Here is a 25,771-nt window from a genome sequence, read left to right as displayed (position 1 = left end):
TGCCGGACCGTCGTCCAACTGAATGCTCATCACGCTCTCGGGCGGCACGACCGCCAACTCGTCGAGGTTGCCGCCGCTTCTCGCGAAGTGCCAGGCGTCGACCGCGATACCGCCGTTTGGCCGGCCGGCGCGTTCCGCGATCTTCCAGGCCGTCGTGGCGTCGGGCACGCGTGACCACGGGAGCGATTCGAGATGGACGAGCAACCCGTGCTCGGCGGCTCGGTCGCACAAGACGGCGAACGCCTCGGCGGCATCATCTGTGCCCCAGCTCCCACCGAACACATCGACGGCGTTCAACGACCGGGCGCCCACGACTTCAGCGATACGGAACATCTCTCGCTCGCGGAAGCCGAACACCTGCTGCTCGTCATACTTGGCCGGGATGGCCATTCCGCTCTCGAGCGCGCCGGGAAGCCACCACCACGCCGGGTCGAGCTCGGCGACGGCGAGCCCGCGATCGTCGAGCATCGACGAGATGTCGGCGTCGGTGTGTCCTTCAGAACGGGCGGACGCGTAGTCGCGACCCCACATCGAGATCCCCGCGAAGCCGGCCGAGGCTGCGGCCTCCAACCGATCAGAGAATGTCAATCGCCGGGGCAACGTCCCGGAGCACAGAATCAAGTCACCGGCGTGCAGCACCACGGGCACAGCATGGCGCGATTCGAGGAACCCATCCGATGGGTCAACCGGCGCCGCTCAGAGGGAGGCGGCGAGCGCGACGATGCCCTCCGCGACCGCCTGGGGCGCCCGGCGGGGCAGGTGGTGGCCGACCCGCGCGACCAACTCGAGGCGGGCGTTCGGGAGCGAGGCGCACAGCTCGTGCGCGGTACGGATGGGAACGACCTTGTCGCGCGGGTCGGCGAGCAGGAGCGTCGGCATGCGGATGACGCTCGCGTCGGAGACGAGGTGGTCGACCTCGCGCACGAGCGCGCGTTGTTCGGTGAGGAACGTGCGCCACAGGGCGCCGTGGTCGTGGCGGGTGTGCGCCCACACGTCCCATCCCACGAGCTCGTTCGAGGCGCGCGGCCCGCGCCGCCTCTCGATGAGGGCCAGGAGCACGCGGACGAACACGGGCGTGAGCCACCACGCCGCCACTGCAGATACCGGCCCGACCACGGGCGCGGCGAGGAGACGGTCCCATTCGGTGAGGCAGCCCGGACCCACGCTGGCGACGAGGACGAGCGCCTCCACCCGCTCAGGTGCGAGCAACGCGGTCGCGAGCGCGGCGCCTCCCCCGTACGAGTGACCGACGACGACGGCCCGCTCGACGCCCGCGGCGTCGAGGTCGGCGATGACGGCTCGGCCGTTGGTCATGAAGCCGCCTGCGGCCTGTCGGTTCGAGCCGTACCCGGGCCGGTCGGGCACGATGGGCCGAAGCTCAGCGGGAAATCGCGACACGACGCCGTCCCAGTCAGCGCGGCTTCCCGGCTGACCATGGAGAAGGACGACGTGCCGCGGCATCACCGACGACCGTAGGCGTCAGGCGCGACGACGGGACACCGCGGTTGGCCGGCCCTGGGTCCACCGGGCTGGCAGGCTGGCGCGGTGAGTCTGGTCGTGGCCGTGCCGGCCGCGCTTGGGGCGGCAGGCGCCTTCGGGACGGCCTCGGCAGTCCAACACGCATCTGCGTTCGCGCAGACGGGTGGGGGACGGGTCGAGGTGGGCGGGCTGGCCCGGCTGCTCCACGATCCGCGGTGGCTGCTCGGTGTCGGCGCGGACGGGCTCGGCCTCGGCCTGCTCGTCGTCGGCCTGACGAACGGTCCCGTCACGATCGTCCAGCCGCTGCAGATCCTCGGTCTGCTGGTGGCTCTGCCGGTCGGCGCCGCGCTGGGCGGGCCCCGGCCCACGTGGCGCGCCGCATGTGCCGCGTTGGTGGTCGTCGTCGGCCTCGGCACGTTCCTCGCGCTGCTCGGTGACCCCGGAGAGGGCAGGTCACCGTCGGAGGCGACCATCGTCGTTCTCTCGGCCGCGTTCCTCGCGGCAGGGGGACTGGCCGTATTTCTCACGCGCGACCGCGCCGCTGTGGTGCGCGCCGTGGTGCTCGGAGGAACGAGCGGCGCGTGGTTCGGCCTATCGGCTGTGCTGTTGCGCGCGGTGGACCTGCGGTGGGAGGCAGGCGGCCTCGCCGCATTCGGCCGTGCATCGGGCATCATCGCCGTCGTGTGCCTCGTCGTCGTGGGCGCGACCGCGTTGGCGACGGGACAGCTCTCGTTCCAGATGGGGTCGCTCGCCGCCAGCCTGCCCGCGCAGACGATTGCCGACCCGATCGTTGCCGTCCTGCTGGGGCCGAGCGTGCTCGCCGAGCACATCGCGTTGTCTCGCGGTCGCGCCGCCGTCCACGCCGTCGCCCTGGTTGCTGTCATCGCCGGCATCTGGGAGCTCGCGCGCGCCGAGGTCGGCGACGGCGCGGATCGGACGCGCTCGAACGGCGTGAGCTCTCACTGATTCGAGGCCGCGGCGGGCCGCGAGAGCGGAAGCAGCCCTTCGGCGGTCATCGCGGCGACGCCGATGGCGGGCAGATCTGTGCGCGACCGGTAGGCCAGGTACCGGGGCACCCACCGCGGGTGGAACTTGGCGCTGAAACGGTAGAGAGAAGCGACCTTGAACGGGTTCACGATCCTGAGGAACCGACCGGCGACGAATCGGGCGGCCGAAGGCGAAGCGCCCTCCGCGATGACGCGCCGGAAGCCGACGAAGTTGACGGACAGCTCGGTGACCCCGTGCGCGCCGGCCCACCGAACCATCTCGACGATCATGCGTTCGTTGACTCCGTTCGGCGAGCCGGGGATGCGCCGCATGGCGTCGAGGGAGACGCACTCCCCACCCTTGCATGGCACGTAGCGCTGGAACGCGATCGGCTCGCCCATCCGGTTCCAGCAGACCACGAGAAGGCACTCGGGATGCTCCGCCGAGAAGGGCTCCTCCAGCGCCATCGAGAAACCCAACTCGCGGTGACGGCCCCGCGACCGCGCCGCGACGTCTGCGAGCGAGCGACGGAGCTCGGGCGACAGGTCCCCCTCGCGAACGACATCCGTGGTGACGCCCGCGTTCGCCGACCGGCTCACGGCCTGGCGCACGTTCCGCATCCGTCCTCCGCCGAGCGAGAAGGTGTTGACGTCGATCACGACCTCGTCACCGAGGTACAGCACCTTCATGCCGAGCCGGTCGTAGAGGCCCAAGCAGTCGGCACCCGCCATCATCACGACCGGACGCCAGCCGTGCTCATGGCACCGAACCAGGAACTCGCGCAGGCAGTCGTCGAAGGCCGACGCCTGGCCGACCGGGTCACCCGAGGCGAGGCCCACGCCGAAAAGGTAGCGGTACGCGATGACGGCGGCGCCGTCTCGTGAGAGCACGTAGCGCTTGTCGCGCCTGAGCGCGAAGCCATCGATGCTGTCGTCGGCGTGCTCGCGCACCAACCATCGCGCCCGCTGCCGCTCGGCATCCTGAGGTTCGCTCTCGTCGGCGGTCGGGGCGAGCGCGAACACCAGGAGCCCCGCGAGACTGATCACACCGAGCAGCGTGACCGAGCCCGGTACCGAGCCCTGGCGGCCGTGGGCCGCGAGCGGGCCGGACAGACCGACGAGGCGCGCCAGGGTCTCGTGCAGCGCCACGCCGGGCGCCACGCGACGTAGGAGCACCAGGGCTCCACAACCGATCGCGACGTCCATCAGCACGACGGCCACGATCCACGACGCGACCAACCGCCGACGTTCGGGTTTCGCGTCGAGGATGAACACGGGAGGCGCGAGCAGCAACAGCGCAACCATCACGGCGCCTGCCACTGCTTCGCGGGGGTGCGAGCGACTGAGGATCCAGCCCAGGGAGCCGCCCGCCAGGAGCGCGACGAGGGCCCGGTGCGCGCCGTGCCTGCCGTGCACCATGCCCCGGCCGAGAAGGGCGAAGGCCGTTCCGGCGAAAACCGTCATGCCCCCGGCCGGTGTCAGCGCCGACCGTACATCGACGACGCCCACCCCGACGCTCCCGACCGCGACTGCACGCACGCGCGCGTCGTGGAGCGTGGGCCCGAGCCGACGCAACGCCGACAGCCTGCCGACGGAGGATCGAACAACCATCTGGCGCGCCGGCATCGTGCGTGAACCCTCCAGTCGAGGCCCGTCTCGGCGTGAGCGTCGACAGGCGCAGGCTGCCAACAGAGTGCCGCCGCGCACCGCGGACGGCAAGCGCCGAACGGGTTTCGCGGTGGCGCTGGGGAGGCGACAATCGGGGATGTGAGTGCCGTGAGCATGCGCCTTCGGGTGGAGCTGCGCGCCCGGTGGCGGGCCTGGGGCGTGATCGCCATGCTCATCGGCGTCGCCGGCGGCGCCGTGCTCACCACTGCAGCCGGCGCCCGTCGCACCGACACGGCCTACGGCCGTTATCTCCGCTACGCGAGGGCCTCCGACGTCGTCATCTCGCCCGCCCAAACCGGGCTGCCCCGTCTCTATGGCGCGGTGGCAGAGCTGCCCCAGGTCGCGGCCATCGCGCCTGCCGTGGGGGTCGACGCGTTCGCGCCAGAGCACCGGCGAGCGCACGTCCAGCTGCTCGGCAGCACCGATGGGCGCCTGGGCACGGCGATCGAGCGTCCCAAGCTCACCGAGGGGCGAGTGCCTCGGTCCGACCGGGCCGACGAGGCCGTCGCGGACCGCGGCCTCGCTTCTACGCTCGACCTGCACGCAGGGAGTCGGCTCCGCATCGTGGCCGCGCCTTCCTCGGCCACCGGCTTCGACCGCGCGCTCGCGCGGACGTTCACGTTCAGGATCGTCGGCGTCGGGGTGTTCCGCGACAACGTCGTGCCTGTGAACGCGCTTGCATCCCAGCCCACGCTCTTCGTCACCCCCGCGCTGTTGCGCCAGCTCGATTCCCGCTACAACGCGTACGACGGCGGCTTCGTCCGCCTGCGGCCGGGAGCCTCGAGGATCGTGTTCGCGCAGCGGGCGGACGCCCTGGCCCGCGGGTTTCCCGAAACCGGTACGCCGTTGTTCGTCGCGGACGAGCACGAGCAGGCGGCGAAGGTCGAGCACGCCATCCGGCCCCAGGCGGCAGCCCTCCTCATCTTCTCCGTGCTGGCGGCGGTGACGGCCCTTATCGTGATCGGCCAGATCCTGTCCCGACAGCTGTTCGTGGCCGCCACCGAGAATCCCACCCTGCGGGCGCTCGGCATGGACCGCAAGCAGCTCGTCGCTCTCGGGCTGGCCGAGGTGGGGGTCGTGACCGCGGCGGGGACGCTGCTGGCCGTCGCGGTGGCCGCCCTGGCCTCACCCTTGATGCCCATCGGCCCCGCCCGCGTCGCCGAGCCCCATCCAGGGTTCAGCGCGAACTGGGCCGTCCTCGGCCTCGGCGCCATCGCGGTGGTCGTCGTGGTGTACGCCCGGGTCGCCTGGCCGGTATGGCGGCTGGCGTCGGCACCCGCCGGCGCGCAGGGAGCTCTCGAGGCCGCCGGCGCCGATCGTCCCTCGCGCGTGCTCGAGGCGGCAACGCGCGCGGGCGCTCCTGTCGGCGCCGCGATGGGGGTGCGCTTCGCGCTGGAACCGGGCCGCGGCCGCACAGCCGTGCCCGTGCGCAGCGCCCTTGCCGGCACCATCCTCGCCATCGTCGCGGTGGCCGCCGCCTTCACGTTCGGCACGAACCTGGTCCGCTTCGTCGACACGCCGCGGCTCTACGGCCAGACGTGGGACCTCGCGGTCGACACCCAGTTCGGTCAGCTCCCACCACGCGAGACCGAGGCCTTCCTCCGAAGCCAGCGAGCCGTCGCGGGGTGGACGTTCGGCGATCATGGCGACGTCACGATCGCCGGCCACGACGTGCCCACGATCGGGTTGGCTGCGGGACGCGGAACCGAGATGTGGCCGGTGTTGCTCGCCGGTAGGCCCGCGGCGCGACCGGGTGAGATCGTGCTCGGCACCAAGACCCTGCAGGCCGTCCATCGCAAGGTCGGCGAGACGATCGCCGTCACCCCACAGGGAGAGAGCGCGGCCCGGCCGATGCGCATCGTCGGGCGAGCAGTCTTCCCGTTCTTCGGCCGTGGCAGCTTCACCCCGGCGGGGCTGGGCGAGGGGGCCGCGATCCAAGACCCGGCGCCGGACCCGGGTGGCTTCAACTTCGTGCTCGTCCGGATCACGACGGGAGTCGATCACACCACGGCGGTTGCCGCGTTCCGGCGCGCCCTCGCCCGCGCCGGCATCTGCCCGCAGGACCAGGCGTGCGGCGTGAACGTCGCGCAGCGTCCCGTCGACGTCCTCAACTACTCGCGCATCCAGGCGACACCTCTCGCCCTGGCCACGGTGCTGGCGCTGCTGGCGATGGCCACGGTCGCCCATCTGCTCCTGACCTCGATTCGCCGCCGCCGGCGCGACCTCGCAGTGCTCAAGGCGCTCGGCTTCGTGCGGAGCCAGGTGTTCGCGGCCGTGGCGTGGCAGGCCACCACCCTGGTCGGCCTGGCGCTCCTCGTCGGGCTTCCTCTCGGTGTGGCGGCCGGGCGCTGGACGTGGCAGGTGTTCGCGGGCCGCCTCGGCGCGGCATCCGATGCGCGCGTTCCCGTCCTCGCCGCGCTCGTGGCTGTGCCCGTGGCCATCGCGATCGCCAACGCGGTGGCGGTCGCGCCTGGCCTCGTCGCCGGTCGCCTGCGGCCCGCGACCGTGCTGCGTGATGAGTGAGCGCCGCTGACCGACCAGCCCGACCGCTTCAGCTCGGCTGGAGAAGGAGAAGGCCCGCGAGGCGGGCGCGTCGCGCTCGCGTGTCCGCGCTGTTCGTCGACGGCACCACCTGCCAACCCGTCGTCGCGAGGAGGGCGTCGACGTCCTCGCTGCTCAGCACGGTACGAGTCGGCTCGCCCATGGCCGCGACGGCGGCCCGGAACGCCTTCCGTCGAACCGACTGGGCAGCCGAGCTCGAGGTGACCGAGAGGCTGATTGCGAGCCGGCTCCCAGAACACGCGATCTGGCGCAGGTGGCGTAGCAGTGATTCGAGAACCGCTCGCTCGAGGTAGATGGCGACACCCTCACAGAGCAACAGCGAGGGCACCTGGGTCTGGTACCCGGCGCCGACCATCAGCGCCCCGACCTCGTCGACGCCGAAGTCGGCCGGCACGAACGTGATGGCGCCGACGTCGATTCCGAGCCGCGCCAGTCGCTCCCGCTTGTCGCGCTGGGTGTCGGGGTGATCGACCTCGAACCAGCGCACGCCGGGCTTCGAATAGCGCAGCGCCCGTCCGTCGTACCCGGCCGCCGCGATCACCACCTGCGTCACCCCTCGGTCGAGGGCGGCGACGACCGCACGATCGAAGAAAAACGTGCGTGCCGCGAGATAGGCGACCATCGACTCGGCCGATCGGACGGTCGCGGAGCCGGCGACGTCGCGCGCCAGCCGCTCGTCGCCCGCCGGGTCACCGTAAGCGACGGGGACGCGATCGAACGTCAATCGGTGGGCTGCGACCCGCCGGGCCGTCTCCGAAGCCTCACCCGCCCGCATCAGGCCCAACGACGCGGCAGTTGCACGCTCGCGTTCGCACCCACTAGTCGTCCTCGTCCTTGGTCCAGCTTTCACGCATCTGCTCCACCATGGCCTGGATGCTCGCCTCCACCTCCTCGGGGGAGCTGTCGGCCGAGATCTTCAGCAGATGCTGCGTCCCCGCCGCGATCCACGTTCTCCCGCACACCGGGCACTCGACGACCGGGTTGAGGGTGGGGCCCTCCGCCGGATCTCTGTCGAGGTGCACGATGCCACGCACGTCGCAGACGCGACACGTTCGAGAGTCTGTCAGGCGGTGGCACCGTGCCGTCTCGGTCGGTTGCCGGGCCGTCGCAGGGCCAGGTCCCTCGGGCCGCTCTGGATGAGCGTGTCCAGACTACGAGCGACGGTGATTGTCCGCCGTGGCTTTTTCGATCGCGATGGCGGGCAAAAGCCCTGCTCAGCGGGCCCGAGCCCTCAAGTTCGACTCCGAGGGGCCGATGACCGACGAGTGGGACGATCGAGCGCCGTTCGCCGCAGGTCGTGGCGCGCCCTGAGCTACCCAGTCGTCGTCGCGGGCGCGTTGTCGATCCTCGCGGCCTGCTCGTCGGGACAGTCGCAGGCTCGAGCCGGCGGGAGCACGGTGCGTGTGACCGAGCGCGACTTCCGGATATCGGCCACACCCGCGCGCGTGGCGGCGGGTGATGTCGTGCTGTCGGTGAGGAATCGCGGTCCCGAGCAGCACGAGTTCATCGTGGTGCGGGCACGGGGCGCGGCGCTGCCGCTCCGGGTCGACGGTGTCACGATCGATGAGGACGCGCTCGAAGCGGCGAAGATCGGGGGGCTCGAGCCGGGCGCGCCGGGCAGCCTCCGCCAGCTCCGGCTCCGATTGGCTCCGGGCCGCTACGAGCTGTTCTGCAACATGGCCGGCCATTACCTCGGTGGCATGCACACCCAGCTGGTGGTGTCGTAGCGATGTCGCGGGGGATGGCAATCCGACCGTTTGCGGCGCGCGGCCGGCGCACGGTCGTCGCGATACTCGCGACGTTCGCCTTGTTCTCGGCGACGAGCGTCGGGATGTCGATCGGCGCAACCCAGCGTTCCCAACATCGAGCGGCGGTCGTACAGGTGGCCGCCAGACAGCGGACGCTCGCGGAGCGCTACGTGCAGGAGGTGCTCCTCACGCGCGCCGGCATCCAGTCCGATCCTGAGTATCTGGCGTCGTTGCTGCGCGAGAGCGCGCGCTCGCTGCTGGACGGAGGAACCGCACCGGCGGTCAACGGAGACGACGACGAGATCGTCGTCGAGCCGGCCCGCGGATCGGTGGTTCGTGCCCAGCTGTCGCAGGAGCGCCGGCTCGTCGCCGATCTGACCGCGACCGGAAGCGCCTTGCTCGCTCGACGTCCGGTCGAGGCGGTATCCCAGACGGCGCACGAGAACGTCACGGTCACGGATCCGGTCAGCCGGTTGCGCGTGCTCGCCGCTCTTACGTCGAACGTGTCGTTGAACGCGGCCCGGACCATCGCCGTCCGTACGGACCGGAATGTCGGCGACCTGATCAAGCTCCAGGTCGCCCTGGGCATCGCGGGAGTCTTCGTCTCCGTGCTTCTCGGGTGGGGCCTGATCGCGGCAACGCGGCGGCAGACAGCCCACTTCCGGAGCCTCGTCACGTCGTCCACCGACCTCGTGCTCGTTTTCCGCCAGGGCGAATGCCGTTATGCGAGCCGGTCGGTCACGGCTATGGTCGGCCAACCCGAGAGGCGTGTGCTCGGTCCCGGGTTCATGCGCTCCGTGCACCCCGACGATCGGGCGCTGGTGGAAGCCGCATCGGTCGGTGGGGAACCGGGTGAGATCGAGTTCCTGGTCGAGGACCGATTCGGGGAATGGCGGCACCTCGAGGCCCATGTCACCGACCTGCGCGCCGACCGGCAGCTCCGCGGTGTCGTGTTCAACGCGCGCGACATCACCGAGCGGGTTCGACTCGAGCAGGAGTTGAGCCACCAGGCGTTTCACGACGGTCTGACAGGACTTGCCAACCGCGCGCTGTTTCACGACCGGCTCGACCAGGCGCTCGCCCGATCCGAGCGATCGCACGACGCGCTGGCGGTGCTAATCGTCGATCTCGACCGGTTCAAGCAGGTCAACGACAGCCTCGGTCACGGAAGCGGTGACGGCCTGCTCCAGCAGCTCGCGCAGCGGTTCAGCGAGGTCATACGACCCAGCGACACTCTCGCGCGTCTGGGCGGGGACGAGTTCGCGCTGCTGCTCGACGGCGCCGGCCAGGTGATAGCCCTCGAGATCGCCCATCGGTTGCTCGAACGGCTTCGCGATCCGGTCTCCGTCGCGACGCGCGAGCTCGTGCTCGACGCCAGCGTCGGCATCGCCGTGCATGCCGGCGGACCCGGCGCCAGCGAGGAGCTCGTGCGGCGCGCCGATGTCGCGATGTACGCCGCAAAGCGAAGTGGCGGCGGCCACTGTGAGGTGTTCCGTGCTGACATGACACACGAGCAGGGTGATCTGCTGGAGCTCGAGAACGAGCTGCGGCGCGGGCTGCAGCTGGGCGAGTTCGCGGTTCACTATCAGCCGGAGGTCGATCTCGCCACGCACGCGATCGTGGGCGTCGAGGCACTCGTCCGCTGGAACTCGCCGACGCGAGGCGTCGTCATGCCCGATCAGTTCATCCCCGTCGCCGAGACGACCGGGCTGATCATGCCGCTCGGTGAGCTCGTGCTGCGGCAGGCGTGCGTGCAGGCTGCGCAATGGCGTCATCTCGACCTCCTCCCTGATCTCTTCGTCGTCTGGGTGAACCTGTCGGGCAAGCAGCTCTCGACGGGCGGTATCAGCGTGCTTGTTCGACGCACCCTGGAGGCCGCCGGCCTACCCGCGAAGCACCTCGGCCTGGAGGTGACCGAGACGGCCATCATCGTCGAAGGGCCGGCCGGCACACGCACACGCGCCGAGCTGGACGAGCTGCACGCGCTCGGTGTTCGCATCGCCATCGACGACTTCGGGACCGGCTTCTCGTCGCTGAAGCAGCTGCGCCGCTTCCCGATCGACGTGATCAAGGTCGACCAGTCGTTCATCCAGGGCATGGAGCACGACGCGAAGAGCGCGACGATCACCGCCAACGTGGCCAGCCTCGCCCACGCGCTGGGCATGGTGGCCGTCGCCGAAGGCATCGAGAGCTCGAGCCAGCTCGAGTCGGCACGCGACCTCGGATGCGACCTCGCGCAGGGCTACTTCTTCGCCCGCCCCGCGCCGGCCGACGAGGTCACCCGCTTGCTCGTGACCCATCGGGACGAGCCGGGCGCCATCGAGTCGGGTGCGGTCGTCACCGGCGCCCGGCACATGTCGCAGCAGGTGACCTGAGCACGCAGACGCGACGCGACCTACGCTGACGCCCGTGGACTCCCGAGGGGGGGTGCAGAACGGCGATCTCGAGGGCTACATGGCGGACTGTCGCCGTCTGGTGACCGAGGAGATCTGCCGGCTCTTCGACCACCGCAGCGAGCACCGGGACGTGCTCTACCGCCTCATCCTCGACTACCCGCTGCGCGACGGGAAGGCGCTCCGGCCGACGCTGGCGATCGCGACGTGCCGCGCGCTCGGCGGCGACGTCGAGGCGGTGTTGCCGACGGCCGCCACCCTCGAGCTCTACCACAACGCCTTCCTCGTGCACGACGACGTCGAGGACGACTCGATGATGCGGCGGGGCCGGCCCACCCTCCACGTCGAGCACGGCGTCCCGATCGCGGTGAACGTCGGCGACGCGATGTTCTGCCTCTCGCTCAAGCCGCTCCTCGACAACGTGGAGGTCGTCGGTCTCGGTCCGGCGCTGCGGATCCTCGAGACGGTTGCCCACATGACCCAGGAGTCGGTGGAGGGCCAGGCGATCGAGCTCGACTGGATTCGACACAACCGTTGGGAGCTGGAGGACGCGGACTACGTCGACATGGTCGTGCAGAAGACCGGTTGGTACAGCTTCATCGTGCCCATGCAGGTCGGCGCGATCGCCGCGGGTGCTTCCCAGGAACAGGTGAACGAGCTGGTAACCTTCGGGCGCGAGCTGAGCGTCGCCTTCCAGGTCACCGACGACCTGCTCAACGTGCGGGCCGATCCCCAGGAGTACGGCAAGGAGATCGGCGGCGACCTGTGGGAAGGCAAACGCACGCTGATCCTCCTGCACGCGCTGCGTACCACGAGCGCCTCCGAACGCGGACGTGCAGTGGAGATCCTGTCCCGGCCGCGGCCACCCAGCGACAAGGTCGCGCAGGTTCAAGATCTCCTCGACCACCTCGTGCGCCTCGAGCAGCTCACGCCCGTCGGTCGCGCCGAGCTCGAGCAGGCGGTCTGGGGCGGGCCAACCACGGTGAAGACCTTGGCGGAGGTGCAGTGGTTGTCCGATCTCGTTCGCCGGCAGGGCTCGATCGACTACGCGGCCGGCGCGGCTCGCAGGCACGCCGAGGCCGCCGCGACGCGGCTCGAGGGTCTCGAATGGCTGTCGCCGTCGCCCCACCGCGCCGTGATCGAGGGCCTGGTGCGCTATGTGCACGAGCGGAGCCGATGACAACCGCCGCCGCTGCTGACCACGGCCGCCCAGGAGCCGACCCTCGGGTCCTCGGCCTGCTGGTCGCCGAGCTGGAGCAATTGCGAAACGCGGCCATGCGTGCCGTCGGGCCGATGCCGTTCGTGGACCCACCTCCAGCGCTGCCGGGCGACTTCTCCGATGACGAACGTCAGCTCGTCGAGATCCTTTCTCGCGCGCGCCGTGCCGTGATCGAGCAGCCGGCCATCGCGCACGCGATCACATCCTTCCTTGTCGGCGAAGGCCGGCGCTTCGCCGAAACCGACGAAGGACGACGCTGGCTCGACGCGCTGCGCGACGCGCCCGAGGTGGAGCGGCTCCGGCGCATCTGGGAGGCGACGACGCTCAACGTGCTCGACGACGGGCACGTTGAGGGTGGCATCCCACCGGCATGGGTCGACCTGCTGGCCGACGTCACCGCGACCGGGGGTGTCGACAGAATTGTGACCGCGCTCCGGCCCCGGGGACTCGCGTGAGAACTCTCGGCGCGCTCGAAGCGCGCTACGCGGACGATCACGTTCCGCTTGCGCTGGTGCTCGGCGCGATCGGCACTCTCTCGGCCGTCCGGAAGCTGCTGCCCGATGGTCTGCTCGCACACGCCGCTCTGCCGGCGAACAGCTCGAGCACAGATGCGGGTATGCGGCCGGAGCCCGAGGCGTTCGTCGCGCTGCTGCTGGGCGCGATCGCGACGCACGATCGTCTCGTTGCTCTGTTCGGCCCAGCGCTCGTCGCGCACAGCGAGCGCGATTCCGAGGCGAAGGTCGGCGCGGACCTCCCGCAACGGCTCGGAGGGCTACTGCGGTGACCGTTACCGAGGACGTACTCCATCGCACCGACTTCCTACGCGGATCGCGACGTTCGCTCGGGGAGACCGGGCCCTACAAGGAGTGGCACCACTTCGTAGTGCACAACCAGGGTTTCCGTCTCATCGTCAACTTCAGCCTCACCGACCGGACAAGCCCCCAGGGGACCCGGACCGTGCCGCGCGTCATTGTCCTCGTGCGTCACGGCGACTATTCGGGAACCGTTGAGAACTTCGATCCCAAGGACTGCGAGGTGCGTACCGGACGGGTCGCGGCGCGTCTCGGGCCGTGCTCGCTCGAGCTCGTCGACGGCGCGTACGAGCTCGTGGTCGAGGTTCCGGCGATCCGTCTGCGTGCCCGGCTCCGGCTCGTGCCGGCCTCGACCCCGTTCGTCGTGAACAACCAGCCACTCGCCCGCGGCTCGCGGCTCTCTTGGTTGTTCGTGCCCCGGCTCGAGGCGCACGGTCACGTTTGGGTCGGCGACACACGCGTGAGTCTTCGCGCCGCGCCCGCGTACCACGACCACAATTGGGGCCGTTTTCGTTGGGGCGACGACTTCGGCTGGGTTTGGGGGTCGGTGCTACCCGAGTGCTCCAGCGACCCATGGACGATCGTCTTCATGTGCATGACCGACCGGTTCCGGCCGCCGCGATGTGGCGTGACGCCGCAGTGACCGTTGCGCACGATGGGTTGCTTCGCCGCCCGCCTGCCCTCACGCTGCCGACCGTGATGCGTGTGCTGCGGCCGGGCTTGGCGAGCGACCTGCCCGCGGCTGTGAGGATCCGCGGCCATCAGGACGGCGATCAGGTGCAACTGCGCTTCGAGCCGGATCACTACGTGCGCATCGTCGTGCCCGACGAGCACGACGACCTCGGCGTCGTCGTGCTCAACGAGGTGAGCGGCGCGGTGCGTGCGGCGGGGGAGATCGGCGGTCGGGCGCTCGACCTCGAGGGATCAGGTGTCTTCGAGTTCCTTGGTTGACGACGGCCGGACGACAGCTCCGATCGCGACGCTTCTGGAGCGTGCGTTCGAAGTGCTGCGAGGGGCCTGTCCTCGTGCTCACGCGGAGATGGCGCGGCGGCTCGGCGAATCGACGGTTCGCCTTTCCGTGGACGGTGAGGTCTTCGATGTGCGAGTGGAGAAGGGCATTCCCCGCGTGCACTCTCCGCACGGAGAGGCGAGCGTGTGTGTGCGCACGACGCGTGCCGCGGTGCGATCGGTCCTCGCGGGCCGGCGCACGCTGGCCGACGCCGTGTGCGCCGACGAGGTGCGCGTCGAGGGTCGGCTCGCCGACCTCGTGACCCTGCTCGAGGCGCTCGAGGCGTTCGTGCACGGCGCGGTCCGCTGCGACGAGGTCGCTCAGCTCTACGACGAGTTTCAGAATGAAAGGGTGGCGTGATGCCCGCAGCGCAGTCCTCGAGCGACTCCGGCGACCGATTCGTCCCTACACCGGCCAGTAGTGAGCATCCTCCGACCGTTGCGGTGTTCGGCGCTGGAATCGCCGGGCTGACCGCCGCGCACGAGCTCGCGGAGCGAGGGTTCGGGGTGCGGGTCTACGAGCCGACGCTGGATCCACGCAGCTTGGGCAAGCCCGACGGGCTCGTCGTTCGGATCGGCGGCATGGCCGCGACCCAGTACCCGACCCTCCGTCCCTCCCCGAGGCCGGACGGGACGGAAAGCTCGGCCGATGCGCCGACGGGTGCGATCGGCGAACACGGCTTCCGCTTCTTCCCCGCGTACTACCTCCACCTCTGGGACATGCTTCAGCGCATTCCCGTCTACGACCAGCGCCATGACGTCGCGACCGCGAAGGTGACCCCGCGCACGGTGTACGACAACGTGCAACGGGTGATCACGCAGGCGGTGACCGCACTCGATGGCCTGCCCTCGCTCGTGCTTCCCCGCGAGACGCCGCGATCGATTGCCGAGCTCCACGGCGTGTTCAACGAGATCCGCCAACTCGGCTTCACCCAGAGCGACATCTCGACGTTCCTCGGTCGGATCCTGCGGTTCTTGGTGACGTCGCCCGAGCGTCGTGCCAAGGAGCTCGAAGACGTGTCGGCCTACGAGTTCTTCGTCGGGGTCGACCCGGACACGGGTGTCCAGCGCTACCGCTACAGCCCCGCGTTCGCGCGACAGATCCTCAATATGCCCAAGATCCTCGCCGGCTTCGACTCCCGCTTCGGCGATGCCCGGACCAACATCAGCACCTACGTCCAGCTCAACATGGCACTCGACCGCTACGACAGCAAGGCCGACGGCGTGCTCAACGGGCCGACCACCGACGCATGGTTCGACGACTGGTACGTGCACCTGAGGAAGCTCGGCGTCGACTTCGAGGCGAAGATGCTCCGGGGCTTCACACTCGAGGACGGGGTCCTCACTGCCTGGGTGGCTTCCAGCTCCCCCGACTGGCTCGATCACGATCTGAGGCTCGACCCGCGGGAAGACTCCGACGAGGACCCTCGGAATCAGGCTGAACCGCTTGATCCCGCGCCCGATTACTACGTCGTGGCGACCGACGCGTTCCGGGCGGAGCTCGCGACCCGACCCCTCCGCGACGGTCATGACTACGCGAGCTCGTGAAGGACGCGCCGACGGAGATCGAGAGAAAGCGTGCCGTACGTGCGATGAGCACGGTCATCGGGCTCGACGGGTGGGCGACGAGTGAGCCACCTGCAGACCCGCGTACGCTGAATCGCGCCAGAATCGGTCGCCGTAATCCGTTCAAGTTCGAGCAGCTCGGCACGGTTGGCTGGGACCGGTTCCAAGCGCTGTCGGGCATCCAGTTCTTCTTCGACACGGAGTTCCAGATCGTCCGAGGTCACGTGTACTACTCAAATTCGGAGTGGGGCCTGTCCGCGATCAACCAGTCGGGGTTCTGGACCGACAAGCCGAATCTGAAGACGCACGGCTACGTGTCGGTGATGTCCGTCGACATCGGCGATTGGAACACGGCGTCCTGTGTGGAGAAGCCCGCCCGCGAATGCACCCGCAGGGAGATCGCCCTCGAGGTTTGGCGTCAGATCACCGTCGAGCTCCTGGACACGTTCGGCCACGACGTTGTGGCCAGACAGCTTCCCCGACCCATCTGGTACGCGGTGGACGAGTTCATCGTGTTCAAGACGAAAGACGACCATACGCGAGCCACCGACGCCGAGGGGCTCGAAGAATACGAGACGCCGCGCTACAACCGCGCTCCATATCTCATCCCGCTCATCGGCGACTGGAAGAACCGGCCCGGCGCCTACCCGTGGAACCCTCAGGGCACGTCCATCACTGTGGTCCCAAACGAAGCGATGCGCGAAATGCAGAAGCGCCTGCACGTCTGGCAGGCGGGCCACGGCGGTTATGAGGTGCATCACGACAAGCTGGTGTTCGCCGGAACGTGGTGCAAGACCTTCACCCGCATGACGAGCATGGAGGCGGCCTGCGAATCGGGCCGCCACGCAGTCAACGCGATCCTCGACCACTATGTGTATAAGCAGTCGGAGAAGGATGACGAACGCGACCTACCGGGCTTGTCCTGGCGGATGCCGTTCGGATTCGTCGACCAAGAGCTCTCGAGTCCCATCCGCCAGCCCACGCCCGCCGGCGACTTCTGCTTCATCTTCGACTGCGAGAACCGCGAGCCGGCCGACGCCCGCCCCACCCGCGCCCTCGACTCGGACTATTTCCGGGCCGGGCTCGCTCATCCCTGGCACGTCTGGGGGATCGACAACGCCTCGGCCGTCGCCTCCAACCTCGGCGGGTATGGGCCGCCCGTCGACCCGTACGCGCCGGCCATGTGGATCGTCGACCAGGTGCGGCAGTGGCGCAAGCTTGTTGAGTCCACCTGCGCGGCGTCGAAGGTCGACTCACGCCCGGACGGCCCGCGCCCGGGCGCTCCGCAGCCGTCCCAAGACCGCGACCTGCTCGACCGCATCGGCCTCGTCGACCGGCCCCCTGATCAGGGTGGCGGCGGGATCTATGGGGTCGATCCGTTCGGCGATCCGCTGAACCAAAACGCTTTGCTCGACCAACCGCTGAAGTACCTTCCCCCGCATCTACGCCGGCGGCGGTAGGTTGCCCTGCTGAACGCGCTCGGCTACTTGTGATCGAGGCTGATGACGCCGTCCCAGTCGTCGGGTAGGCCGTACTCGAGGAGGCGACGGCAGTGGGCGACGTACGCGGGCGCCACCTTGTCGCCCTTGACGAGCTGAGCGAGCTCCTCGAACGCGGCGGACGCCTCGGCGATTCGCCCGGCTGCGAACGCGTCGAGTGCAGCCTCGTGCGCCGCCGACGTGGTGCGCTTCGCCGAGCGCAGCGGAGGCTCGTCCTCGTCGAACACCTCCCACACGGTCACGGGTGTGGTGCGGCCGACGACGCGGAAGGTCCCTACCCGGCGGAGGTCGTAGGCGTCGACGTCTTCGAGCCCGGCGCGTGCGCTCTCGCTGATGAGCAATGAGCCGTAGTGGCGCGTGAGGCCTTCGAGCCGGGCGGCGAGGTTCACCGCGTCGCCGACGACGCCGCAGCGCAGCTGGTTCACGCCGCCGAAGGTGCCCACCACGACATCTCCGGTATGGATCGCGATGCCGGTCCGCACGGGTTCGAGGCCACGGGCACGCCGTTCGACCGTCACCTCGCGCTCCGTGCGGCGCATCGCCAGCGCGGCGCGGAGCGCGCCGTCGGAGGTTCGGTCGAAGGCTGCGATCATCCCGTCGCCGACGTAGGAGTTGACGAAGCCTCCGTGGGCCACGACCGGGGGCTCCATGTGGCGCAGGTAGTCGTTGAGGAAGGTGATTCCGTGACGCGGATCGAGACCCTCTTGGATGTGTGTGTAACCGCGGATGTCGGAGTACAGCAGGGTCATCTCGCGTACGACCGCATCGCCGGCTTCGATCGCGATCAGGTTGTCGCGACCGAGCGCCTGCAGGAGCTGCTCCGGGATGAACCGCGACTGGGCGAAGACGAGATCGGTCTGCGAGGAGAGCGCGTCCTCGAGCCGGAGCAGGAGCTGGGCATTCTCGAGCGCGGTGGCGACGTGCGCAGAGAGCAGCCGGAGTGACTCGACGTGCGCGAGCTCGAACGCGCGGGCCACCCGACTCTCGAGATAGACGATCGCGCGCAGCACGCCGCCACGGGCAACGGGAAGGCACAGCACCGAGCGGACTCCCGTCGCTCGGAGATGTGGGTCGCGCCCGTGCACACTCGTGGCCGTGTCGGTGATGAGCACCGGGCGATCGGAGCGCTCGACGTAGCGGACGACCGAGGCGCCGTAGGCGGGAGCGTCGTGGCCGGCCGTCGGTTCGGCGATCGTCGTCAACCCGTGCTCGTCGAGAACGAGGCGGGGCACGAGTGCGGAGCCGTCGTTGACGAAAAGGATGCCTCTTTCCGCGCCGGTGTCGCGTCCGACCGTCGCGAGCAGCTGTTCGAGGAGCTCGTCCAGCCCGAGCTCGCCGGCGATGGTCTCCTCGATGAGAGCGTCCGCGTCGGAGTACAACCGCCCTGTGGGCACGGGCTCCACCACACCAGGGTGCCGGCCCGTGAGCTGATCCACCTTGCCGTAGGCGCCCAGCGCGGCCCACGACTCGATCGCGGCGGTGAGATAGGAGCGGGCGACCAGCTCGCGTCGTTTCTGGGCATGGAGCTCGGCGGCGAACTCGCGCGCGAGCGCGCCGAACACGGTGACGCTCCCCGATCGGTCGGCCGCCTCGATGGCCTCGTCGTACAGCGCCTCGGCCCGACGGTCGTGCCCTGCGGCGCGGGCCTCCTCGGCCTCGACGAGCAGGGCTGGGCCCCGGTAGTTCTCGGGCGAGGTGCGCGCCCAGGTCCGGAAGCCCTTGCGGGCGCGACGGACGGCGCGACGGGTGGCGGCGGCGTGCGGCGCCGTGCGCAGGCGCAGGATTGCGTTCGACATGTGAAAGATCGGAACGTTGGGCGTCCCCCGCATGCCGACGAGGTGCTCCTCCGACTTCTCGGCGTGAAGCAGCCCACCCTCGAAATCGCCGAACCACAGGTGCAGCGCGAGTCGGGTGAGGTGATACGCGGTGAGGGCGGTCACGTCATGCCGTTCGATGGCCGAGGGCACCGCAACCCGCTCGTCGTACGCGGTCTCGCCGGCGAGCTCGAAGCGGTCGGCGGAGCGGCCCATCAGGTTGTGCACCATCTGTCGGGTCGACTCGCAGAGGCTGAACTGGGCGCGGTACGGGCGGAGGTGAACGGCGAGCTCCAGGCCGCGCGCGTCGATCTCGGGTAGCGGCACGCCGTACGCGAGCGACTGGTAGAGCTCGACCGCGGTCATGAACCCCGCGTTCTCGAGGTCTCCGATCAATAGCGCTTCGCGACCTGCTTCGCGGAGCGGCTCGATGGCTTCGAGAGCCGGGCGGGTCCAGTGGTGGATGAAGTCGTAGAACAGGAACTTCGTCCACGGGCGGAACTCGCGGCTCTCCGGGGCCTCTGCCATCTGCATCGCGAGGTCTCCGAAGCGCTGAGCCGCGTCATACCGGCCCATGGCCGCCAGCAGGAGCCCGTACCCGGCGAACGCGACGGGCGACATCGGCGCCCGTCCCTCGTCGAGCGTGATGGTGAGGCAACGCAGCGCCAGGAGCGGCCAGAGGTCGGGCTCCGCCATGTACGCGGGACCGAACATCTCAGCGAGCAGCTTCTGGGCCACGAGGGTCTCCGGGTCGGTCGCCTCCGGCATCGCGAGCAGGTCGGCATCCGACCGGTTGTGGAGTCGCCGCCACACCCCTGGGAGCGTGGCGAGCACATTCCGCTGCGTCGGCGCGGCCGGCAGACGTACGTCGAGCTCCTCCAGCGCGGCGCGCCCGCAGGCCAGCGCGTCGGCTGGGCGCTCGGCCGCCACGAGCCCCTTCACCTCCAGGAACGCGAGCTCGGCGCGCTCGAGAGCCGTCGTCTGCAACGCACGCCCGGCCTCGATGAGCTGGAGCATCCGGTCGAGGTCGCCGGTGATCCACGCCGCCTCCGCCCCGGTGAGGTGGAGGGCGAGCACGACCGCGTGATCGCGGCTGTCGCCGTCGGTCGGAAGACAGGCCAGTCCCGCGTTCGCGAATTCGAGGGCGAGCGCGAAGGCCGCGGTCTGGCGCGCCCGGGCCGCGGCCCGGGCGTCGAGCGCGGCCAGCTCCATACGCTCCGAGTCGCTGTGCAGTTGGGTGACGGCCTGGTTGAGGTGTCGAACGGCATCGAAGAGGTCGTCGACCGCGGCCGATCCGAGCAGCACGCGCCCGACCCGCTGGTGGACCGCGGCCTGCTCGTCGTCGGAGAGGCGGGATCGCACCGCTCGCTGCACGCGCTCGTGCACGAAGCGGTACTCGTCGTTGGTGTCGAGGAAGGTTCCGCCGGGATCGGTCGCCGAACCGCGCATCAAGATGCCGCGTCGCAGCGCGTGCAGGATCGTCTCAGCGACCTCGTCCGCCGACCGGTCGGTGGCGGTTGCCAGCGACGAGATCGTGAAGTGCTCGCCGAGGCAGGAGGCCACCTCGATCACCGCGACCGAAGGGATCTCACGCAAGGCCGACGCGGCGATCTCCTCCTCGGTGGGTGTCCGCTCGAGGGCTCGAAGCGCAGACTCGTCCCAGACCCAACCGGGCGGGCCCGGCGAGGGGGTCAGTCCGCCGCCGGCCACCGCGCGCTGGAGGAACTGCAGCACCGTGAGGGGGTTTGCGCCGACACACTCCGAGACGGTCGAGGCGAGCTCATCGACGACCTCGGCTCGGGTCTCGAGCGCGGCCGCCACGAAGTCGCGGAGGGCGCCCTTCGTGAGCTCGGCGAGGCGAATGCGTCCGGTGGTGGGGTCGTCGAGGATCGGGAGCCCGTCGAGCGCTCCGGGTCTCGCAGTCGCGAGCACGAGAAGGCCGTCGGCATCGGACCTCATGACGTCGTGCACGATCTGCATGGACTCGCTGTCGGCTCGGTCGAAGTCGTCGAGCGTGATCACGAGCGGTTGTGTCCTGTGCGCCGAGGCCAGCACCACGCCGAGCACCGCCAGCCGCAATCGGTTGCGCAGCCCGGTCGGCGAGTCGACCGGCGGGAGCTGTTCGCTGCTCGGCAGCAGCCCGAGCTCTGGGACGAGGTCGGCGAGTGGCTCGACCGAGCCCCCGACCGCTTGCCGGAGATCGGCCAGCCAGTCCTGCATCTGGTCGTCGCTGAGGCCGAGCATCGTCTCGACGAGGTCTCCGACGGCGCGGCGCAGGCCGGTGGTGGGCGCCGCAGCCGCGCTCGCGCTGAACTCGCCGCCGGCGACGTTGCCGCCGGTCGCCAGCACCCGCCGACGCATCTCGCGCAGCACCGTCGACTTGCCGATCCCCGACTCTCCCTCCAGCACCACGAGGGCGCGGCCGCCGTTGCTCAGCTTCGCGACGCGCTGCTCGAGCACGGTCAAGACATCGTCGCGGCCGATGACGGCGTCGGGAAAACGCACGCGGTTGCCCGGCCGGGGATCTTCACGCATCGTCTCGATCGCGGCGGGACCCACGTTCACCGCCAGGGACGCCCCGTCGTCGTCAGCGGCCACGAGCTCTCGCCGCCTCGAGATCGACGACCTCGATGCGGCCGCGAGCCATACGCACGACCCCGACCGCCTCGCCGGCTCTGAGCACCCTGTTGGCCGATGGGCGCGTCGTTCCCGCGAGCTGCGCGAGGTCCTCTTGGGTGAGCGGCACCGTGACGGTCGGGCTACCGTCGGCATAGATCTCAGCCAACTCGCCCAACCGTCGCCAAAGGCGTCGATCGACCGGCAGGTACAGGGCTTCGACCAGCGCACGGGCGAGTCGGCGCACTTCGCCGATCAGGGCCGCGGTCAGCAGGTGGTCGACGCCGGGATGCTTCGCGCGCAGCTCATCGAGCTGCGCGTGGCTCAGCGAGAGTGTGTCGGCCTCGTCGAGCGCGACGACGGTGCCGGCCCGCGGTGCCGGCTCGAGCGCGGCCAGCTCGCCGAAGGAGTCGCCCGGCTGGTACACGCGCAACATCGCGGTGTCGCCGAGTGGTGTCGTGACGCGCACCGCGAAGTGCCCTTTGGCCACGAGGTGGAGCGTCTCACCCGGATCGCCGTCGTGGAAGACGACCTCGCCGCGCCTGAAGCGCCGACGGCGACAGAGCGCCAGCAGCGATCGCTGTGCGTCGTCTGGCATCCCGGCAAGCAGCTGATAGCTGACCACCCAGCACCACCCTTTGGCGAACCGGCTAGATCTTCCCACGGTCGGGTGTCTGCGGCACGTGTCGCGGCACACACCCGACATGTGGCGCGGGCCACAGATGTTCGGGCGTCGTTGCGTCAGCGTCTTCTCAAAGGTCTCTTACGTGGAGAGGAGGGGATGATGGGCACAGCGGCCGCCGACCAGGTCCTCCCCACCCGCTCACCTTGGCCCCTTCCTCGCGGACGGCACGTGACGCTCAGCAGCGGCGACGTGACGTTCGTTCGTGACACCGGAGGGCCACCCGGCCTCCCGGTCCTGCTCCTCCTTCATGGATGGACCGCCACCGCCGACCTCAACTTCTCCACCGCCTACGCCTCACTGTCGAAGTCGTGGCGGGTCGTCGCGCTCGATCACCGGGGCCACGGACGAGGGCTACGGACCTCCGCCCGGTTCACACTCGAGGACTGCGCCGACGACGCGATCGCGGTGCTCGACGCGCTGGGGATCCGCGAGGCGGTGGCGCTCGGGTACTCGATGGGTGGCCCGATCGCGCTCTTGGCGGCGCGACGGCACGCCGACCGCATCAAGGGTCTCGTGCTGTGCGCGACGAGCAGCTCCTTCGCCCTGACCCGACGTGAGTCAGTGCTCTTCCGGCTCCTGGGCGGTTTGAGCGTCGCCTGCCACGTCGGCCGCACGCAGGCCGTCCAGCGTCTGGCGGCCGCTCTGGTCACCACGCGGGGTGGGACCCGCCGCGTCCACGAGTGGGTTCTCGACGAGATCTCGCGCCATGACTGGCTCACGGTGCTCGAGGCCGGCTGTGCCATCGGTCGGTTCTGTGCCGATCCCTGGCTCGCCGACACCCGAGCGCCGACCGCGGTCGTCGCCATGCTCCAAGACCGGGTCGTCCCGACGCTCCGCCAGCTCAAGCTCGCCCATGACATACCCGGAGCGACGCTTCACACCATGCGCGCCGGGCACAGCGGGTGTATCGCGGCGCCCGATCGATTCGTGGCCGCCCTGATCGACGCCTGCCATTCGGTCCGCGCCAGGCTCGACTCGGCAGCTGCGCTCGCGGCTGCGTGAGAGCTCGACACGCCACGTCGCCTCGATCACGTCCGATGTGTCGTCGCGGCGACAGAAGTGTTCGGTCCAACGGCTCAGGATGGATCCCAGGTGATTGGGCCGATGCGGAGGTGATGAGATGGATGTGAGAGCTCGGACACGGCGGTGGCGGATTCGCGGGAACCTCACCGCGTGCATTCTCGAGGGTCTCGACCTCTTCTCGGAGTGCACCGCCAAGCAGCTTCGCCTGGTCGCCCAACTCACCTGTCCGATCTCGGTGACGCCCGATCGCGTCATCGTGCAGGCAGGGGACAGCTGCAACCAGCTCGTCCTGGTGGTCTCAGGGGAGGGCGAGGCCAGCAGTCCCCATGGCGGCGCGAAACGCCTCGGCCCGGGCTCGCTCTTCGGAGAGCAGTCGCTTCTACCGGGGAGCGTTGAGATCGCCACCGTGACGGCGACAACCCCGATGGACCTTCTGGTTTCCAGCCGAGCCGAGCTCGTCAGGATGATCCGGGTTGCTCCGTCGATCGAATCGAAGCTCCTGGCACGCGTCGCGCGCCAGTCTCCTGCAGTGCGACCGGAGGTCGTCGAGGTGGAACGCCCCCGGCACGCGCGCGTCGCCTTCACCGCGTGACGCCGCGAGTAGCGCTCCAACCGGGCTCGCCACGGATCGTCGGCTGCCATGACGCCGCGTCAAGGGCGAACCTGCGCGGCGCTGACCCTGCGGCACCAGGATGACGAGTGTCCGCCAGATCAGCTCACCGCCCCGGCTGACGGTCGGTACGCGCAGTTTGTCCCGCGGTTGCGGAGGCCAACCGGGGGGGTAGGTTGGCCCGGCCAACGGCGTCGGCCCCCCCGGCTCTCCCGCCGTTGCGCTCTGAGACGAGACGCCTCTCCGAGGAGGATACGTTCACCATGATTCGACGACTCGCACTTGTCGCGGCTGCCGCGCTGGTGGCCGCCCCGTTCATCAGCGTTGGCAGCGCAAGCGCAGCAGAAACCGTGATCGCAAGGTGCACCTCGGCCAAGGGCAGCACGAAACTGCTCCCGGGCCTCGGTCACGACAAGAAGAGTCAGACGGGTACAAGTCCCGACACGAAGACGGGCGCCACCCCCGACGGCTTCAGTGGCTGCTCGAAGACCGCAGGTGGAGGGCCCAGCTCAGGCTTCTTTACGGCCTCGATCACGAGCACCCAGCCGCTGGCGTGCCCGCACGCGCTCGGCGGCCCGACCGACCCACCCGTCGGCACGATCATCTTCAGGGGCACCACCCACATCTCCTGGAACACCGGAGCGACGTCCAATGGCACGGTCGCGGTGAAGCAGACCGCCACCGTTGGTCAGGTGCGGGTGATCACCACCTTCACCTCGGGCACGTTCTTCAAGTCAGGCCACACCACGAAGGCCAGGGTCACCTTTGCCTTCAGTCCCAACCAGGCTTCGTTCGACTGCACCACCGCCGGCAATCCAAACCCCCTCAAGCACTTCAACATCTCCAACGTGGGCGATCTGGTCGTCAGCCGCGTCTGAGAACCTCGACGTCCGAGCCCGGAGCCTCCCTTCGGGGAGGCTCCGGCGCGTCCGCGGCCCTCCCTTTCCCGGGAGGCGTCGTCGGTGACGGGGCGCACGTTCGCTGCGTCAGCGCCACGACATACGTGCGAGCCATCGAATGAGACGCTCGTCCACGTGAACGAGCACAGGCACGATTCAAAGATCAGGGCTGTCGTCTCCGGGACCGGCCGTCACCTACCCGACGAGGTCTGGACATCGGAGATGGTGGAGGCACGGGTCAATCGCGAGAGCGGCGGTTGGACGATCCCGAAAGACATCGTCCGAATGGCAGCCGGGGTCGTCGAACGACGCTACGCACCCGAAGGGACGTCGTCGTCAGAGTTGGCCGCGCGCGCCGCGCGTCGCGCGCTCGACGAGAGCGGTCTGGAACCGCAGGCGATCGACCTGTTGATCTTTGCCTCCGCGTCGCACGACGTGGCCGAGCCCGCCACCGCGAACATGCTCCAGGCGGCCGTGGGTTGCGACAACGCCGCGGTCATGGACGTGAAGAACGCGTGCAACAGCTTCCTCAACGGGCTCGAGGTCGCCCACGCCTTCATCGAGACCGGGCGCGCGGGGCGAGTGCTTGTCGCCGCAGGTGAGCGGCTGTCCCCGACGATCAAGTGGAACATCGCGGACAACACCGATCTCGCGGCGCGCCTGGCGGCGTTGACGCTCGGCGATGCCGGCGCGGCCTTCGTCGTGGAGGCCAGCGCCGAACGGGACCGCGGTCTCTTCCCAGGTGCCTTCGAGTCCGACGGCCGGCACTGGGAGCTCTCGACCGTGCTGGGCGGTGGCTCGCTCTACGGAGGTGCGCCGGATCGGATGTTCTTCGAGTGCCGCAGCGCCAAGCTGCAGCAGCTCGCAGTCGAGCGCGTGCCCCGGCTCGTCGAGCAGATGTTGCTGAAGCTCGACTGGAGCCTCGACGACGTCGCCCTCGTGGTTCCCCACCAGGTGTCGCGCTCGGTCATCGAGCGGGTGGCCGCACTCCTTGGGTTCCCGAAGGACCGCTGCATGGTCACCCTCGACCGTTTCGGCAACACCGCCGCCGCGAGCATCCCGCTCGCGTTCGACGTGGCGCGGGAGGAAGGTCGGGCGGTGGCCGGCGACAAGGTCCTACTCGTCGGGGGCGCGGCCGGGTTCAGCGCCGCGGTGATCCCGATCGTTCTCTGAAAGGGAGAGAG

22 protein-coding genes, 1 pseudogene and 1 riboswitch (1 of these 24 running past the window's edge) are annotated in these 25,771 nt (G+C 69.7%); of the genes and pseudogenes, 16 read left to right on the top strand and 7 right to left on the bottom strand.

Going from position 1 to position 25,771, the window contains the following annotated elements; genetic code table 11:
* A pseudogene (locus E6G06_01160) lies at nt 1-588 on the bottom strand (TIGR03621 family F420-dependent LLM class oxidoreductase); it reaches 1,137 nt to the left of the window's first position.
* Nucleotides 589-696: 108 nt separating this feature from the next.
* Entirely contained in the window at nt 697-1,461 is a 765-nt protein-coding gene (locus E6G06_01155) for an alpha/beta hydrolase (GenBank protein ID TML93707.1), read from the bottom strand.
* Nucleotides 1,462-1,545: 84 nt separating this feature from the next.
* Between E6G06_01155 and E6G06_01150 the strand changes: the two genes are divergently transcribed.
* A complete protein-coding gene (locus E6G06_01150) occupies nt 1,546-2,445 on the top strand; it encodes a hypothetical protein (protein TML93706.1) in 900 nt (299 codons plus the stop codon).
* Here the strand turns inward: E6G06_01150 and E6G06_01145 are convergent.
* A complete protein-coding gene (locus E6G06_01145) occupies nt 2,439-4,040 on the bottom strand; it encodes a DUF2156 domain-containing protein (GenBank protein TML93705.1) in 1,602 nt (533 codons plus the stop codon). The genes E6G06_01150 and E6G06_01145 overlap by 7 nt on opposite strands.
* Nucleotides 4,041-4,241: 201 nt before the next feature.
* On the opposite strand from E6G06_01145, the gene E6G06_01140 reads away from it, so the two are divergent.
* Nucleotides 4,242-6,656 carry an FtsX-like permease family protein gene (locus tag E6G06_01140; GenBank protein ID TML93704.1) on the top strand — a complete coding sequence of 805 codons (2,415 nt, stop codon included), beginning with the start codon at nt 4,242-4,244 and terminating at the stop codon, nt 6,654-6,656.
* A 28-nt stretch (nt 6,657-6,684) separates the two neighbouring features.
* Here E6G06_01140 and E6G06_01135 read toward each other — a convergent pair whose 3' ends face one another.
* Both E6G06_01135 and E6G06_01130 read right to left on the bottom strand, forming a co-directional pair.
* Entirely contained in the window at nt 6,685-7,470 is a 786-nt protein-coding gene (locus E6G06_01135) for a class I SAM-dependent methyltransferase (GenBank protein ID TML93703.1), read from the bottom strand.
* Between the two features lie 43 nt (nt 7,471-7,513).
* Nucleotides 7,514-7,729, bottom strand: a complete 216-nt coding sequence (locus tag E6G06_01130; GenBank protein ID TML93702.1) for a hypothetical protein — start codon at nt 7,727-7,729, stop codon at nt 7,514-7,516.
* A riboswitch (SAM riboswitch) is annotated at nt 7,725-7,838 on the bottom strand. It overlaps the preceding gene by 5 nt.
* Nucleotides 7,839-7,960: 122 nt before the next feature.
* Between E6G06_01130 and E6G06_01125 the strand changes: the two genes are divergently transcribed.
* The 10 genes from E6G06_01125 (at nt 7,961) to E6G06_01080 (ending at nt 16,901) form a co-directional block, all read left to right on the top strand.
* Complete coding sequence (locus E6G06_01125; GenBank protein ID TML93701.1) at nt 7,961-8,422, top strand: hypothetical protein; 462 nt, start codon at nt 7,961-7,963, stop codon at nt 8,420-8,422.
* A gap of 2 nt (nt 8,423-8,424) precedes the next feature.
* Nucleotides 8,425-10,818 (top strand): EAL domain-containing protein, encoded by a 2,394-nt coding sequence (locus E6G06_01120; protein ID TML93700.1) that lies wholly within the window; start codon nt 8,425-8,427, stop codon nt 10,816-10,818.
* A gap of 79 nt (nt 10,819-10,897) precedes the next feature.
* Nucleotides 10,898-12,016: a polyprenyl synthetase family protein gene (locus tag E6G06_01115; protein ID TML93739.1), complete on the top strand. Its 1,119-nt coding sequence runs from the start codon at nt 10,898-10,900 to the stop codon at nt 12,014-12,016.
* Nucleotides 12,013-12,510 (top strand): hypothetical protein, encoded by a 498-nt coding sequence (locus tag E6G06_01110; GenBank protein ID TML93699.1) that lies wholly within the window; start codon nt 12,013-12,015, stop codon nt 12,508-12,510. Before E6G06_01115 ends, E6G06_01110 begins: the two co-directional genes overlap by 4 nt.
* Entirely contained in the window at nt 12,507-12,839 is a 333-nt protein-coding gene (locus tag E6G06_01105) for a hypothetical protein (GenBank protein ID TML93698.1), read from the top strand. The genes E6G06_01110 and E6G06_01105 overlap by 4 nt, the downstream gene beginning before the upstream one ends.
* Nucleotides 12,836-13,510 carry a hypothetical protein gene (locus E6G06_01100; GenBank protein ID TML93697.1) on the top strand — a complete coding sequence of 225 codons (675 nt, stop codon included), beginning with the start codon at nt 12,836-12,838 and terminating at the stop codon, nt 13,508-13,510. Before E6G06_01105 ends, E6G06_01100 begins: the two co-directional genes overlap by 4 nt.
* 53 nt (nt 13,511-13,563) lie before the next feature.
* On the top strand, nt 13,564-13,818 hold the full coding sequence (locus tag E6G06_01095; protein TML93696.1) for a hypothetical protein: 255 nt from the start codon (nt 13,564-13,566) through the stop codon (nt 13,816-13,818).
* Between the two features lie 127 nt (nt 13,819-13,945).
* The gene (locus E6G06_01090) at nt 13,946-14,236 is read left to right on the top strand and encodes a hypothetical protein (protein TML93695.1); all 291 of its coding nucleotides are present in this window, start codon (nt 13,946-13,948) and stop codon (nt 14,234-14,236) included.
* Nucleotides 14,236-15,423, top strand: a complete 1,188-nt coding sequence (locus E6G06_01085) for an FAD-binding protein (GenBank protein ID TML93694.1) — start codon at nt 14,236-14,238, stop codon at nt 15,421-15,423. Before E6G06_01090 ends, E6G06_01085 begins: the two co-directional genes overlap by 1 nt.
* Before the next feature lie 44 nt (nt 15,424-15,467).
* Nucleotides 15,468-16,901 carry a hypothetical protein gene (locus tag E6G06_01080; GenBank protein ID TML93693.1) on the top strand — a complete coding sequence of 478 codons (1,434 nt, stop codon included), beginning with the start codon at nt 15,468-15,470 and terminating at the stop codon, nt 16,899-16,901.
* Nucleotides 16,902-16,924: 23 nt separating this feature from the next.
* Here E6G06_01080 and E6G06_01075 read toward each other — a convergent pair whose 3' ends face one another.
* Nucleotides 16,925-21,352: a GAF domain-containing protein gene (locus E6G06_01075; GenBank protein TML93692.1), complete on the bottom strand. Its 4,428-nt coding sequence runs from the start codon at nt 21,350-21,352 to the stop codon at nt 16,925-16,927.
* Nucleotides 21,342-21,968, bottom strand: coding sequence for a Crp/Fnr family transcriptional regulator (locus E6G06_01070; protein ID TML93738.1), 627 nt, complete (start codon nt 21,966-21,968; stop codon nt 21,342-21,344). The genes E6G06_01075 and E6G06_01070 overlap by 11 nt, the downstream gene beginning before the upstream one ends.
* Before the next feature lie 183 nt (nt 21,969-22,151).
* Between E6G06_01070 and E6G06_01065 the strand changes: the two genes are divergently transcribed.
* The 4 genes from E6G06_01065 (at nt 22,152) to E6G06_01050 (ending at nt 25,760) form a co-directional block, all read left to right on the top strand.
* On the top strand, nt 22,152-23,057 hold the full coding sequence (locus tag E6G06_01065) for an alpha/beta hydrolase (GenBank protein ID TML93691.1): 906 nt from the start codon (nt 22,152-22,154) through the stop codon (nt 23,055-23,057).
* Nucleotides 23,058-23,175: 118 nt separating this feature from the next.
* A complete protein-coding gene (locus E6G06_01060; protein TML93690.1) occupies nt 23,176-23,670 on the top strand; it encodes a cyclic nucleotide-binding domain-containing protein in 495 nt (164 codons plus the stop codon).
* A 281-nt stretch (nt 23,671-23,951) separates the two neighbouring features.
* A complete protein-coding gene (locus E6G06_01055; protein TML93689.1) occupies nt 23,952-24,566 on the top strand; it encodes a hypothetical protein in 615 nt (204 codons plus the stop codon).
* Nucleotides 24,567-24,722: 156 nt separating this feature from the next.
* Nucleotides 24,723-25,760, top strand: coding sequence for a ketoacyl-ACP synthase III (locus E6G06_01050; GenBank protein ID TML93688.1), 1,038 nt, complete (start codon nt 24,723-24,725; stop codon nt 25,758-25,760).
* Nucleotides 25,761-25,771 lie beyond the last annotated feature (11 nt).

It is taken from the genome of Actinomycetota bacterium (assembly GCA_005888325.1).
Classification (GTDB): domain Bacteria; phylum Actinomycetota; class Acidimicrobiia; order Acidimicrobiales; family AC-14; genus AC-14.
Note: the sequence above shows the minus strand (reverse complement) of the source record. Positions and strands in the feature narration are given on the sequence as shown.

Excerpts from the sequence above, each read along its gene's own strand:
- E6G06_01155 (TML93707.1), bottom strand. The coding sequence starts at position 1,461 with ATGCCGCGGCACGTCGTCCTTCTCCATGGTCAGCCGGGAAGCCGCGCT.
- E6G06_01135 (TML93703.1), bottom strand. The coding sequence starts at position 7,470 with ATGCGGGCGGGTGAGGCTTCGGAGACGGCCCGGCGGGTCGCAGCCCAC.
- E6G06_01120 (TML93700.1), top strand. The coding sequence starts at position 8,425 with ATGTCGCGGGGGATGGCAATCCGACCGTTTGCGGCGCGCGGCCGGCGC.
- E6G06_01115 (TML93739.1), top strand. The coding sequence starts at position 10,898 with ATGGCGGACTGTCGCCGTCTGGTGACCGAGGAGATCTGCCGGCTCTTC.
- E6G06_01110 (TML93699.1), top strand. The coding sequence starts at position 12,013 with ATGACAACCGCCGCCGCTGCTGACCACGGCCGCCCAGGAGCCGACCCT.
- E6G06_01085 (TML93694.1), top strand. The coding sequence starts at position 14,236 with ATGCCCGCAGCGCAGTCCTCGAGCGACTCCGGCGACCGATTCGTCCCT.
- E6G06_01080 (TML93693.1), top strand. The coding sequence starts at position 15,468 with ATGAGCACGGTCATCGGGCTCGACGGGTGGGCGACGAGTGAGCCACCT.
- E6G06_01070 (TML93738.1), bottom strand. The coding sequence starts at position 21,968 with ATGCCAGACGACGCACAGCGATCGCTGCTGGCGCTCTGTCGCCGTCGG.
- E6G06_01065 (TML93691.1), top strand. The coding sequence starts at position 22,152 with ATGATGGGCACAGCGGCCGCCGACCAGGTCCTCCCCACCCGCTCACCT.
- E6G06_01060 (TML93690.1), top strand. The coding sequence starts at position 23,176 with ATGGATGTGAGAGCTCGGACACGGCGGTGGCGGATTCGCGGGAACCTC.
- E6G06_01055 (TML93689.1), top strand. The coding sequence starts at position 23,952 with ATGATTCGACGACTCGCACTTGTCGCGGCTGCCGCGCTGGTGGCCGCC.